Origin of the sequence: Agriterribacter sp., assembly GCF_035497235.1 — a bacterium.
Classification (GTDB): Bacteria; Bacteroidota; Bacteroidia; order Chitinophagales; family Chitinophagaceae; genus Agriterribacter.
The window spans coordinates 63,080-76,785 of the sequence record NZ_DATJEB010000037.1; the positions used below are offsets into that span (position 1 = coordinate 63,080).

The 13,706-nt window shown below is 42.5% G+C and carries 12 protein-coding genes; 8 read left to right on the plus strand and 4 right to left on the minus strand.

The annotated features are described in order from the left end of the window. Positions 1-97: 97 nt before the first annotated feature. Positions 98-2,563, plus strand: coding sequence for a TonB-dependent receptor domain-containing protein (locus VL121_RS12105; protein ID WP_325405611.1), 2,466 nt, complete (start codon positions 98-100; stop codon positions 2,561-2,563). A gap of 167 nt (positions 2,564-2,730) precedes the next feature. Then, the gene (locus tag VL121_RS12110; protein WP_325405613.1) at positions 2,731-4,662 is read left to right on the plus strand and encodes a menaquinone biosynthesis decarboxylase; all 1,932 of its coding nucleotides are present in this window, start codon (positions 2,731-2,733) and stop codon (positions 4,660-4,662) included. Between the two features lie 183 nt (positions 4,663-4,845). Here the strand turns inward: VL121_RS12110 and VL121_RS12115 are convergent, their stop codons facing one another. Then, the gene (locus VL121_RS12115; RefSeq protein WP_325405614.1) at positions 4,846-5,262 is read right to left on the minus strand and encodes a nucleoside-diphosphate kinase; all 417 of its coding nucleotides are present in this window, start codon (positions 5,260-5,262) and stop codon (positions 4,846-4,848) included. A gap of 87 nt (positions 5,263-5,349) precedes the next feature. Here VL121_RS12115 and VL121_RS12120 point away from each other — a divergent pair, with 87 nt between their 5' ends. From VL121_RS12120 to VL121_RS12130, 3 genes are all read left to right on the plus strand, one after another. Further along, positions 5,350-6,357 carry a DHH family phosphoesterase gene (locus VL121_RS12120; RefSeq protein WP_325405616.1) on the plus strand — a complete coding sequence of 336 codons (1,008 nt, stop codon included), beginning with the start codon at positions 5,350-5,352 and terminating at the stop codon, positions 6,355-6,357. A 9-nt stretch (positions 6,358-6,366) separates the two neighbouring features. Next, positions 6,367-7,317: an FKBP-type peptidyl-prolyl cis-trans isomerase gene (locus VL121_RS12125; RefSeq protein WP_325405618.1), complete on the plus strand. Its 951-nt coding sequence runs from the start codon at positions 6,367-6,369 to the stop codon at positions 7,315-7,317. A 268-nt stretch (positions 7,318-7,585) separates the two neighbouring features. Next, positions 7,586-7,819, plus strand: coding sequence for a hypothetical protein (locus VL121_RS12130; protein ID WP_325405620.1), 234 nt, complete (start codon positions 7,586-7,588; stop codon positions 7,817-7,819). A 270-nt stretch (positions 7,820-8,089) separates the two neighbouring features. On the opposite strand, the gene folP is transcribed toward VL121_RS12130, so the two are convergent. Next, positions 8,090-8,920, minus strand: a complete 831-nt coding sequence (folP, locus tag VL121_RS12135) for a dihydropteroate synthase (protein ID WP_325405622.1) — start codon at positions 8,918-8,920, stop codon at positions 8,090-8,092. Between the two features lie 64 nt (positions 8,921-8,984). Between folP and VL121_RS12140 the strand changes: the two genes are divergently transcribed. Both VL121_RS12140 and VL121_RS12145 read left to right on the plus strand, forming a co-directional pair. Further along, a complete protein-coding gene (locus tag VL121_RS12140) occupies positions 8,985-9,545 on the plus strand; it encodes a DUF1599 domain-containing protein (RefSeq protein WP_325405624.1) in 561 nt (186 codons plus the stop codon). 110 nt (positions 9,546-9,655) lie between these two features. After that, positions 9,656-10,642, plus strand: a complete 987-nt coding sequence (locus VL121_RS12145; protein WP_325405626.1) for a YpdA family putative bacillithiol disulfide reductase — start codon at positions 9,656-9,658, stop codon at positions 10,640-10,642. Between the two features lie 115 nt (positions 10,643-10,757). On the opposite strand, the gene VL121_RS12150 is transcribed toward VL121_RS12145, so the two are convergent. Both VL121_RS12150 and VL121_RS12155 read right to left on the minus strand, forming a co-directional pair. After that, complete coding sequence (locus VL121_RS12150) at positions 10,758-11,411, minus strand: 7-carboxy-7-deazaguanine synthase QueE (protein ID WP_325405628.1); 654 nt, start codon at positions 11,409-11,411, stop codon at positions 10,758-10,760. Positions 11,412-11,478: 67 nt separating this feature from the next. Next, a complete protein-coding gene (locus VL121_RS12155) occupies positions 11,479-12,354 on the minus strand; it encodes a bifunctional 5,10-methylenetetrahydrofolate dehydrogenase/5,10-methenyltetrahydrofolate cyclohydrolase (protein WP_325405629.1) in 876 nt (291 codons plus the stop codon). 133 nt (positions 12,355-12,487) lie between these two features. On the opposite strand from VL121_RS12155, the gene VL121_RS12160 reads away from it, so the two are divergent. Further along, positions 12,488-13,681, plus strand: coding sequence for a pyridoxal phosphate-dependent aminotransferase (locus VL121_RS12160; RefSeq protein WP_325405631.1), 1,194 nt, complete (start codon positions 12,488-12,490; stop codon positions 13,679-13,681). The last annotated feature ends 25 nt before the right edge of the window (positions 13,682-13,706 follow it).

The window sequence follows — 13,706 nt, forward strand, 5'->3', positions numbered from 1 at the left end:
ATTGATTTAAGCCTTTCATTGCAAAACTATGTACTATGCATTGCAAAGTACCATAGGTTTGTCCTGCAATTATTTGAAAGACAAAATAAAAACTGCAATGAAAAAAATATGTATAACATTAGCTGTAAGCTGTTTCAGCATGTTGCTGCTCCAGGCTCAGCATATGTCAAGAATAACAGGCACGGTAAAAAGCGGTGAAAAAGCTATTGAAGCTGCTACCGTAACACTTTTAATGGCTAAAGACTCTGCTGTTATTAAAATTGAAGTAACAGATAAAAATGGAAAATTTGAACTCCTCTCTTCAGGAGAAGGCAGGTTTTTGTTGCTTATAAGCGCAGTTGGATTTGAAAATAAATATACTGCTCCTTTTACTGTTTCTTCGGCAAGTCAAACCATTCAAACCGGTACTACAGATATTGCAATACAAAGCAGGGATATGAAGGCCGTGGTGATAACCGTAAAAAAGCCGCTGATTGAACAAAAAATAGACAAACTGGTGGTAAATGTAGATGCGGCTCCCACTAATGCCGGTGCAACCGCAATGGAAGTACTCGAAAAATCGCCGGGCATAACAGTAGATAATGATGGAAACATTAGCCTGAAAGGAAAAGCCGGTGTAATTGTAATGATGGATGGCAAGCCCACTTATCTTTCCGCGGCCGACCTGGCTAATTTGCTTAAAAATACACCTGCCTCCGCTATTAACCAGATAGAAATCATGAGCAATCCCTCTTCGAAATATGATGCCGCCGGTAACTCGGGCATCATCAATATTAAGACGAAGAAAAGCTTAAAGACAGGTTTGAACGGAAGTATAATGTTAGGCGCCTCCGCTGGTTTTTTTTCAAAAAATGACGTCCTGTATGTACAGCCCAAATTACAGCACAGCCTCAATTTCAATTACAGGAAAAATAAAATCAACATATTTGGTAATTATAATCCCAATTTCAATAAACGCAAAAATGAATTAACCATTTTGCGAAAATTTTATAATGAAGACGGAACCTTAAACGCTTCAGCGGCATTGAATACTGCTTTTAACGGCAAAGGTGATAATCATAGCGCTAAGCTGGGCGCCGACTATTATATCAATAATAAAAACGTACTGGGTGTGGTATTTACGGGGTTTGGCTTTTTTGGCGATTTTGCACCTTCTACCATATCCAATATTTATAACCCCGATGGTAGCCTGCAATCGGGGCTGCATTCTGCTACAGATAATAATATCAAGTTCAGGAACTACACAGGCAATATCAACTACAAACACAGCTTCGACAGTTTGGGCAGAGAATTTACCATAGATGTGGACTATGTGAAGTATGATAATGTTTCGGAGATGCTGCTCACCACAAACGCTACAGATAAATTGGGCAACACCCTGGGCGACCCCATACTGCTGAAGGGACATCTTCCTTCCAATATTGACATCTATTCTTTTAAATCGGATTATGTACATCCGTTTAAAAAGGATTTCAAGATAGAAGCCGGCATAAAAGTCAACTACGTGAAGAACAACAATATTGTTAATTACACACGCTATGATGGTGAAGAATGGGCAAATGATTTTCGTTCCAATCACTTTATTTACGAAGAAAATATTAATGCGGCATACATCAATATTAATAAAAAGCTCAGTGAAAGGTGGAACGCCCAGGCAGGGCTGAGGGCAGAAAATACCAATACAAAAGGGTACCAGGTAACGAATGATTCCGCCTTTAAAAGACATTATACCAATTTATTTCCAACGGCATTCGTAAGCTACGCGATCAATAAAAACAATCAGCTAACCCTGTCGTATAGCCGCAGGGTAAACCGGCCGAATTACCAGGATTTGAATCCTTTCATTTATTTTCTTGATTCCTTAACTTATCAAAAAGGCAATCCCTACCTGCTGCCGCAGTTTAGCCATAATATGGAGCTAAGTCATTCTTTTAGAGGGAAATTCATCACTACGCTTAATTACAGCAAAACAACGGATGTGATATCACAGATATTACGGCAAAATACGGATGAGAAGACAACATTTCAAACTACAGAAAATGTATCTGAATTCCGCAATATCGGGCTGGCTGTTACCGCACCCTTTAAATGGACGCCGTGGTTTAATACCAGTATATTTTTAAACCTGTATAACAATCAGTACAAAGGAATATATAACGGGTCGCCTATTGATGCCTCTAATACAGCATATATGGTAAACCTTACCCATAGCTTCACTTTTGCCAGGGGATTTTCGGCGGAGTTGAGTGGTTTTTACCGGTCTGAAGGACTCAATGGTTTACTGGTGATGAACGAAATGTACCAGATGAGCATAGGCCTGCAAAAAAACATTATGGAAGGGAAGTCAACATTGCGCCTCAATATCCGCGATCCTTTCGGCTGGCAAAAGTTTGGCGGCTACATGAAGTACGGCGATGTGGATGTAACTGTAAAAAACCGCTGGGATACCCGCCAGGTTACGGCAAGCTTTACCTGGCGTTTTGGAAAAAATACCATCGCGCCATCCCGCAAAAGAGCAACAGGTGTATCGGATGAGATCAACAGGGCTGGGCAGGCGAATTAATGGGATTTGAAATTTGAAATCTCAAATCATTAAATGTTTAGTTTCTCTTGTTTTGGTTTTAGATCCCGCTGTTCCCGGTGGGATTTTTTTTAGGATTAATTTGAAGTTGCTGAATAAACCGGGGATGCCTGTACATACGCTATCTTTGAAGGAAAATAATCAGCAACATGGCGTATAAAAATCAGCAGGAATTTATTGATGCATTAGAAAAGGCGGGGGAACTGTTAAGAATAAATGCGTATGTAGATCCAAAGCTGGAAATGGCGGAAATTACAGACCGCGTCAGTAAAAGCGGGGATGGCGGTAAAGCTTTGCTGTTTGAAAATACGGGTTATGATTTCCCGGTGCTGATGAATGCGTACGGCAGTGAAAAAAGGATGTGCATGGCCCTGGGGGTAAACCGCCTTGATGATATTGCTAAGGAAATTGAAAATCTTTTTAAGCTGCTTACCAAACCCAAAGAAAGTATAATAGATAAACTCAACCTGCTGCCCAAGCTCAGCCAGTTTGCATCCTGGATGCCCAGGGTAAAAAGCGGGAGGGGTGCCTGCCAGGAAGTAGTAATGCAAAACCCCGACCTTGGAAAATTGCCCGTTATTACCTGTTGGCCTGAAGATGGCGGCCCATTTGTTACATTACCCGTTATTCATACCAAAGATTTACAAACAGGCATCCGCAATGTTGGCATGTACCGTATGCAGGTTTTTGGTCCAACCCTTACCGGTATGCACTGGCATAAGCATAAAGTGTCGGCAAGGCATTACAATGGCTACAGGGAAGCCGGAAAACGTATGCCCGTTGCCGTTGCCCTGGGCGGAGACCCGGTATATGCTTATTCTGCTACCGCTCCGCTGCCTGAAAATGTAGATGAATATATGCTGGCGGGTTTTTTAAGGAAGAAAAAAGTGGAGCTGGTAAAGTGTATTACCCAACCCGAACTGGAAGTGCCTGCCGATGCGGATTTTATAATTGAAGGTTATGTTGATCCCAACGATGAATTAATATGGGAAGGCCCCTTTGGCGATCATACGGGCTATTATTCGCTTCCCGACTGGTATCCCCGTTTTCATGTTACCTGCATCACCCATAAAAAAAATCCGGTATACCCCGCTACTATAGTAGGCATACCGCCCCAGGAAGACGCGTGGCTGGGTAAGGCCACCGAAAGAATTTTCCTGGCGCCCATTAAAATGACCATGGTGCCCGAGATCATAGATATGGAAATGCCGGTAGAAGGCGTTTTTCACAACCTCGTTATTGCCAAAATCAAAAAGGAGTTTGCAGGGCAGGGACAAAAAGTAATGTATGCCATGTGGGGTGCAGGACAAATGATGTTCAATAAAATATTGGTGATAGCCGATGAGCTTGTTAACATACAGGATTACAGGCGCCTGGCACAGCAGGTATTCAAAAACCTGAATGTGTCCTCAGATGTTTTTTTTGCTACAGGTCCTATGGATGTGCTGGATCATAGTTGCAGCAAAATGGGTTTTGGAGGAAAAATGTGTATAGATGGTACCCGCAAATTTGAGGAGGAAACGAATGAACAATACCAATTGCAATTGTCTGCGCAAAAACTTCAGCAAAACAATTTTCTTGATAACTTTCCTGAAATAACAGGCGTAAATATGGATTTACCGGGGCTGGATATCCCCTGCCTGATTATTGCGGTTAAAAAAAATAAAGCAGCGCACATAAAAGAGCTGCACAAGCAGATTTGCACCACCATACCCGGTATAGAAAACATTAAGATGATCTTATATGTAGAATACAGTGTTGATCCGGGTAATTTGCCGGTAGCGCTATGGCGGTTTTGCAATAACCTGGATCCCAAAAGAGATCATATACTTTTTGAGCAGGCCGCTGCCGGTCAGCCTGGAAAAAAGGTTGCCTGTTTAGGACTTGATGGTACACGAAAAACCAAAGAGTGGGATGGTTTTGACCGGGATTGGCCCAATATTATTGTTGCAGACGATGCTACTATAGAAGCTGTTGACAAAAAATGGGAAGCGTTAGGTATAGGCGGATTTCTTTCTTCTCCTTCATTGCAGTATAAAAGTCAGATGTACGGGAGCGGGGCAGTGGTGGAAGGCTTATAAAAAATAAACTGGTTGGATCAGGTATAAAAAAATTGAGGCTCATGGAAATGAGCCCCCTTTAGTTTCAACCCTAAACCCTTGAGAAAGATGTAATTGATATATCTAAGATTATGCCAAACTCCTCAAAGGAGGGAATATTTTTTAATTATTTAGCAAATAAAACCAGCCGGTAAGTTGTTACACTTAGTATTTTTCAAGACTACTAAAGAAAAAGCTACCCTCTATTTGCGCATTTTCATTGCTATCGCTTCCGTGAATGGCGTTTCTGCCTACATTTTCGGCAAAAAGCCGGCGGATAGTGCCGGCATCAGCCTTGGCAGGATCAGTTGCGCCAATTAGCTTACGGAAATCTTCTACAGCATTATCTTTTTCAAGAATAGCGGCAACGAGCGGACCGCTGCTCATAAAGGCAACCAGCTCACCATAAAATGGACGTTCCTTATGAATGGCATAAAATTCCCCGGCTTTTTCACCGGAAAGGGATGTAAGCTTTAAAGCCACAATGCGAAAACCGGCTTTAATGATTTTGTCCAAAATAGCTCCTGTGTGTCCGTTTGCAAAGGCATCCGGCTTGATCATCGTAAACGTAATATTGCTCATATTTTTTCTTTTGGGCAGCAAAGGTAATGGTTTAGCCCAAAAAAGATTTGACTGAATGCATATTATAATTCATTTTTGCGGCTTTGTATGAAACCCATCCAGGAGATTTATCCATTATTACATACGCCGCGCAAAGTAGTTGTTACCATGCATCAGAAGCCTGACCCGGATGCTATGGGCTCCTCTTTAGCGCTTGCCGGGGTATTGTCCCGGTTGGGGCATGAGGTTACGGTTATTTCGCCTACCAATTGGCCCGATTTTTTGAAATGGATGCCCGGTTCAAAAAAAGTGATTGATTTTGAAGCTGCCAGGGAAAAGGGCATTGCCGCTTTAGAAGTGGCAGAATGGGTGTTTTGTCTTGACTTTAATGCATTGTCCCGTACAAAAAACATGGCAGCAAAGCTTGCGGAACTGAAATGCGTTAAAATTTTGATTGACCATCACGAACAGCCGGAAACGCAGGCCTTTGATTATGGCATTAGCCTCACATCAAAAAGCTCTACTTCGGAGATGGTATATGACTTTATTAAAGCTTCGGGCAATGATAGATTAATTAATGAAGATATTGCCGACTGCCTGTATGCCGGTATAATCGGGGATACAGGTTCTTTTCGTTTCCCCGCTACTACTTCCAGCGTGCATGAAATGGTAGCTGATTTAAAACGTAAAGGATTAAAGCATTCCATCATTCACGAACACCTGTACGACAATTTCCTGGAAGACAGGTTAAGATTTATAGGGCATGTATTATTGCACCGGATGGAAATATTTTACGAGTATAATGCGGCGCTCATTGCTATACCAAAAAGTGATCTTATTAAGTTTAATGTAAGAACAGGAGATACGGAAGGACTGGTGAATTATCCATTAACCATACAGGGTATCAGGCTGGCAGGATTAGTTATAGACAGGGATGAAGAAAGAAAATGGTCGTTCAGGAGCAAGGGCGATATTGATGTAAATACCTTTGCGCGAAAGTATTTTAACGGAGGTGGTCACTTTAATGCTTCCGGCGGCAGAAGCGCCGATTCGCTTCAAACTACAGTGCAATTATTTAAAAAAGCAATAAAAGAAAACGCATCACAATTACAATAATCACAAAGTATGAAAAAAATAACATGGATAGGATCCATAGTGGCAGTAGCTTTTGGTTTGAGTTCCTGCAGCAGCGGAAGCGGACCGTATAAAAAAACAGCAAGCGGAATGGAATATAAAATTATAAGCAACGGCAAAGGGTCCCCCATTGCTTATGGCGAAGTAATGAAATTTCATTTTGCGCAAAAATACAAGGACTCTACAATGAAGGATACCTACAGTCAGCCTCCGCAATACCAGCCTATAGACAGTACGCAATTGCCGCCCGAGTATTATGGCATATTTAAAGAAGTAAGAAAAGGAGACAGTATTATTACCCGCATTCTTACCGATAGCGTGTTTAAAGGCGGAATGACTGCAATGCCCCCTGAATTTAAAAAGGGAGAATACCTGTTAACTACTTTTAAAATATTAGATATTTTGAAAGCGGATAGTGCACAGGCAGATTTTGCCGGAGAAGTGCAGAAGTTCCGTGAACAGGATTCTATTCATGCCATTGCGCAGAAAACAAAAGATGATAAAATTTTACAGGATTATATTGCCGCCAACAATATAAAAGCTACCAAAACGGAAGAAGGCACTTATGTTGAAATTCAGCAGGCTGGCGGAGAGCCGGGTAAAGACGGTCAGTCTGTATCCGTTAAATATACCGGCAAATTCCTCGATGGCGCCGCCTTCGACAGCAATGTGGATTCTTCTTTTCATCATACCGAGCCCTATACGTTTACATTGGGTACCGGCGGTTCCATAAAAGGGTTTGATGATGGACTGAGGCTGCTTGGAAAAGGAGCGAAGGGCAGGCTATTCATTCCTTCAGTGCTGGGTTATGGCTCACAGGGTTCCGGCAAAATAAAGCCCAATACCAACCTCATGTTTGAGATAGAGGTGTTGGATGTAAAAGACGCGCCGGCTCCGCCCCAGCAGTTACCTGTACGGCCTGCTGTGCCTCCTAAAAAGTAGTGAAAAAGGAAAGGCAAAAGAAAAAATGGGGTGGTATTGATGAGTAAACATAGGGGGTAGATGATGGAGTGCTGTATGCACTAACTCTCACCTGACTACTGACTACTCACCACTGACTACTCACTAAATAATGTTCAAACGGACAGGTTACCCCCGTAGCCTGTCCGTTTTGTATTTAAAATATATTGATGGTAAAAAACAGAGAATAAAAAATAAATACGTAAACTGAAAACGATTTACATAATAGGCTGTTAAAATTACAATGAGTATGGATGCTTTTACGGAGCGGTCTATTAAAGCACTGGCCCGGAAAAGAAAAATGACTGTTTCAGGCCTTATAAGGGAATTTGTGCGTTCAGCCTCGGAGAAAGAAAAAATTGGTATTGATGAACATGGTTTGGGCACCTTACTCAAACCTTCCTCTCCCATTCAGGAACTACGTGCATTGGATTATAAAACTATATTAGGAATGATCAGGGAAGAAAAGCTTAAAACCGGTTAATGATTGTTTTCATTGATACTAATATTTTTTTGGATGTTCTGTTAAACCGGGAAGGGTTAGCAACGGATTCGGAAAGCGTTTTAAACAGATGCTCAAAGCCGGGGTACAGCATGTAGACCTCTTCGATGTCTTTTACCAACATTACTTATTTTCTCATTAAATACAGGCCTCAGGAAGCTAAAGTTTTATAAACATTCGGTTGTTAGTGTGGTCACCCCCGGAACATTTCTTTTGGCAACACATGAGATGTGAAAACTAATTGTCTTGTTCCTACGCCTTTTTGTAAGCCATAAACAGATCAATGGCCTCCTTAGCCGCCTTTACATCATGCACCCGCAATATATGGGCGCCATTCATCAGGGCAATGGTATGTAAAACCGTAGTGCCGTTTAAAGCGTTTTCAGCCGTTGTGTGTAATGTTTTATAGATGGTTGATTTGCGTGAAAGTCCAACCATTAAAGGCCGTTTAATGATCTGCAGGGCAGGCAGGGATTTGAGCAGCGCAAAATTATGTGCTATGGTTTTTCCAAAGCCGAACCCCGGGTCAATAATAATATCATCAATGCCCGCTTTCCTGCATTGATCAACTTTTCCGGCGAGATAATCAAGTACAGTTGTAGAAACATTTTCATACTGGGGATTTTTTTGCATGGTACGGGGCGTTCCCTGCATATGCATACAAATATAGGGCGTGTGTAGCGCCGCAACCGCGGGAAGCATAGCTTCGTCCATATCGCCGCCGCTAATATCGTTTATTATAGAAGCGCCCGCCTGCACTGCGTTTTTGGCTACCCGGGAAGAATAAGTATCTATCGAAATGATGGCATCCGGGAAATGCTGTATAATGCGTTCAATGGCGGGAGCTGTTCTGTCTGTTTCCTCCTGCACGCTTATGCTTTCACTGCCGGGCCGGGTGCTTTGTCCGCCAATATCTATAATAGCGGCGCCTTCCTTTATCATTTTGCCGGCAAGCTGCGCAATCTCATCAACGTGTTGCTTACGGCTTTCTTTATAAAAAGAATCGGGTGTGGCGTTAATGATACCCATAATCCAGGGCTGATCCATCACCAGCAAACGCCCGTTGCAGTTTAAAGTGTACATTATTTGTTTTCGGCTTATTTTTGAAACTTCAGTTAAAGAACAAAAATAGTTTATCCCATATTAAATGAGCAGCTATATAATGACTACTACTCAGCAGTATGATACCGCAGTAAAACAATGCAGGGATATTTTTTTAAAGAAAACCACGGATTATGGTACTTCGTGGCGGGTTTTAAGAACCATTTCCATTGTTGACCAGATCTATATTAAGGCAAAACGTATCCGCACCATACAGGAAACCGGATCGCAGAAAATTGATGATGATATAACATCGGAATTTAAGGGTATCCTGAATTACGGGGTAGTAGGGCTTATGCAAATGGAGCTCAAAGCAGAAGAGGCGGAAGAGCTGGATGTGCATACCGTACAGCATTTATACGACAGGGTAATGGGTAATGCAAAGGCATTGATGGAAAATAAAAACCACGATTACGGGGAAGCGTGGCGGGAGATGAGCCAGGAAAGCTTTACCGATCTTATTTTATCCAAACTGCTGCGCATCAAACAAATTTTGGCCAACAAGGGACAAACCCTGATCAGCGAAGGCATTGATGCCAACTATTATGATATTATCAATTACGCTGTTTTTGCGTTGATCTGCATAAGCGAAGGGAAGCATGGATAGCGTGTTTTTGGGCTTGTTGCACATCTTCGGGAAAGCCAATCTCATAATCAGTCCATACCTTTGCTTATCGTTTACCTGCCTTTTAGTGTTTATAAAATCTTTTCATCTGCATGTTAGATATCATTATAGTTGGTGGCGGTCCTATAGGACTTGCCTGTGCGCTGGAAGCCCAAAAAGCCGGCTTACAGTATTGCATCCTGGAAAAAGGTTGTTTGGTTAATTCCCTGTATAATTATCCGTATAATATGACTTTCTTTTCCACTTCAGAGCGGTTGGAAATAGGAGGGATCCCTTTTGTATCCATATCGGTTAAGCCTACCCGGAATGAAGCGCTGGAATATTATCGCCGTGCAACGCTTTCCAACCGCCTGAATATACACCTGCAGGAAGAAGTGCAATCTGTTAACAGCAGGGATGGTAACTATGAGGTAATTACCACAAAAACAACCTACCATACCAAATACATTGTGCTGGCCACCGGCTTTTATGATAAGCCGGTGTTAATGAACATACCGGGTGAAGACTTGCCCAAAGTAACGCACTATTACAAAGAGCCGCATTTTTATGCCATGCAGAAAGTGGTAGTGGTTGGCGCCAATAACTCTGCTGTTGATGCGGCGCTGGAAACCTTCCGCAAGGGCGCCGAAGTAACCATGGTGATCAGGGGCAGCGAAATAGGCCGGCGGGTGAAATATTGGGTGAAGCCGGATATAGAAAATCGTATTGCCGAAGGAAGTATCAAAGCTTTTTTTAATTCCACTTTAGCCGCTATTGATGAAGACAGGGTAGCTATACAAACTCCGGACGGAATAATTACTATACCCAACGATTATGTAATTGCTACTACGGGTTACCAGCCCCAGTTTGATTTTCTGCGCAAAACAGGAATTCATTTATCGGATGATGAAAAACTACGTCCCGACTATAACCCTGAAACCATGGAAACCAATAAACAAAATATTTACCTGGCCGGTGTAGTATGTGGTGGCATGGATACGCATAGCTGGTTTATTGAAAATTCAAGAGTACATGCTACGATGATTATGAAAGATATTTTGAAAAAGGAAATGGAAGGAAATAACAGGAATTCCAAATGACAAGGACAAGAACCAAATAAAATTCAAATATCAAATCCGAAGCTGGAAACCAGAAATTCGAAGGGAAATGCAACTACAAACGATAAACTCCAAATCCCTCCTGTTTCAAATCTTTTTACGGAATGTTAATATACTTATGTACCTGCAGGCTCAGTTGCCATTGAGGATTTGCCTTAATATAATCAATGATCATTGGCGTAACGGCAGCGGCTTTGCTCCATTCGGGCTGAAGGTATAGTTTACAATCTTTATTTGCCTGCGCCGCGAACTTTTCACCCCAGGCAAAATCTGATTTATTATAGATGATTATTTTCAGTTCATTGGCCAATGGAATTATTTCAGGCAGTGGCGCTTTGAATTTTTTAGGAGAAAGACATACCCAGTCCCACACACCGCTCATTTTACTGCTACCCGAAGTTTCAATATGTGTACGAAACCCGGCAGTTTGTAAAGCTGTAGTCAGTAATTTAAGATCGTAGAGCAGAGGTTCCCCTCCTGTAATTACAGCAATAATTGTATTGTTACCCGGTAGTTGATGACTGACCGGAATAGCCTGCAGCGCAGTATTTACAATAGTATCAATTGATTTTTGCGGATGCGCGTCTGCGTCCCAGCTTTCCTTTACATCGCACCAAACGCAGCCCACATCGCATCCGCCAAGGCGAATAAACCAGGCAGCTTTTCCCTGGTGCGCGCCTTCTCCCTGGAGTGTATAAAATGACTCCATAACAGGAAGCGTTGTTGCAGAAATGTGTATTGTTTCTTTCAAAATCTAATATAAAATTTACAGTACTTCAGTCTTACAAACTTCAAAACCACGAACCATAAACTTTCCACTATTGTTTTTGCGTAGCGGCAAGGTAAGTATTCTGCATAAGTGCCGCTATGGTCATTGCGCCCACTCCGCCGGGCACGGGGGTGATATAGCTGCATTTGGGAGCCACAGTTTCAAAGTGTACATCTCCCTTAATGGCATATCCCTTCTTTTTGGTTTGATCTTCTACCCGCGTTATGCCCACGTCAATTACTATAGCTCCATCTTTCACCATATCTGCGGTAAGAAATTCCGGTTTGCCTAAAGCTGCTACAATAATATCCGCCTGCCGGCAAATGGCCTTCAGGTTACGGGTATGCGAATGGCAGAGTGTTACGGTACAGTTTCCCGTAGGCGTATTTTGACTGAGGAGAATACTTATGGGGCGGCCTACAATATTGCTTCGCCCTATTACCACTGCATGTTTACCCTTCGTTTCAATTTTATAATGTTCCAGTAACAACAGGATGCCATAAGGTGTAGCCGGGATATAAGCAGGTTGCCCCTGTATCATTTTACCCATGTTGGCAGGGTGAAAACCATCCACATCCTTTTCCGCAGCAATAGTGTTGATCACCTTTTCTTCGGCAATTTGTTTGGGCAGCGGTAACTGAACCAGTATTCCGTCAATATTATCATCTGCGTTCAGTTCCTGTATTTTTTGAAGCAAAACATGCTCTGCAACATCTGCTTCAAAGCGGATTAGCGTGGATTGATATCCTATTTCCCCGCAGGTTTTTACTTTGGAAGCAACATAGGTTTCACTGGCACCGTTACTACCCACTAAAACGGCCGCAAGATGAGGTGTTTTTTTCCCTTTTTCTTTGAGGGCGTCTACTTTTAGCTTTAAGTCATTTTTTACAGCCTGTGCTACCAGCTTGCCATCTAATATTTGCATGGCGCAAAGGTAGAGGTGAAAATTGAAAAGGCAAAAGCGAAATCAGCCGGATACTATCATTTAAATGAATAACCGGCTAAAAAACACCGCTTCTTATTTTTATTAGCTCTCATGTGTTCTCTATCTTTGTTGCATGTTATCCATCAGCACCCGTGGGCAGTTGATGCCGGCATCGCCCATCCGGAAATTGGTTCCTTATGCCGAAGCGGCTAAGCAAAGAGGTATCACGGTATATCATCTCAATATCGGGCAGCCCGATATTGAAACGCCCAAGCTTATGCTGGATGCGGTTCGTCATTCAGATTTTAAGATATTGGAATATAGTCATAGCGCCGGTAATGAAAGCTACCGCCGTAAGCTGGTGAATTATTATAAGGATGGCGGCATTCATATTGATCATACGCAGATCCTTATTACTACCGGCGGGTCGGAAGCCATTTTATTTACCATGATGAGTTGTCTTGATGTGGGGGATGAAGTAATTATTCCCGAACCTTTTTATGCCAACTATAATGGATTTGCTGTTGCCGCGGGTATAAAGGTAGTACCGGTAACTTCTTATATTAAAGATGGATTTGCCCTGCCGCCCATTGCTGCCCTGGAAGAAAAAATAACCAGCCAAACAAAAGCCATTCTTATTTGTAACCCTAATAATCCAACGGGGTACCTGTATAGCAGAGAGGAGCTGGGAACACTGAAGAACATAGTTAAAAAGCATGACTTGTATCTTTTTTCTGATGAGGCATACCGGGAATTTTGTTATACGGGTACACATTTCAGCGCCATGCAACTGGAGGGTGTAGATGACAATGTAATATTGCTCGACACCATTTCAAAACGGTATAGCTCCTGCGGCGCAAGAATTGGTGCTTTAATTACCAAAAATAAGCAGGTAGTGGAAACGGGTATGAAATTCGCGCAGGCCAGGCTTAGCCCGCCTTCTTTCGGGCAAATTGCCGGTGAAGCCGCGTTAGACCTGCCACACGATTATTTTAGCGCCACAAAAGCTGAATATCAGTTAAGAAGAGATACCCTGGTTAGCCGGCTCAATAAAATCCCGGGCGTATTTTGTCCCAATCCCGGGGGGGCTTTTTATGCTATGGCCCAGCTTCCGGTAGATGATTCCGACCGTTTTTGCCAATGGATATTAGAATCCTTTTCTTATAAAGAACATACGGTAATGATGGCGCCGGCAACCGGCTTTTACGGAACCGCCGGGCTTGGTAAGCAGGAAGTGCGATTGGCTTATGTGCTGAATGTAGATGCTATTCATAAAGCAATGGATTGCTTAGAAAAAGCGTTGGAAGTGTATAAGAATCTGGTGTAGCTGTGGAATTGATTGGTTGTTTTGT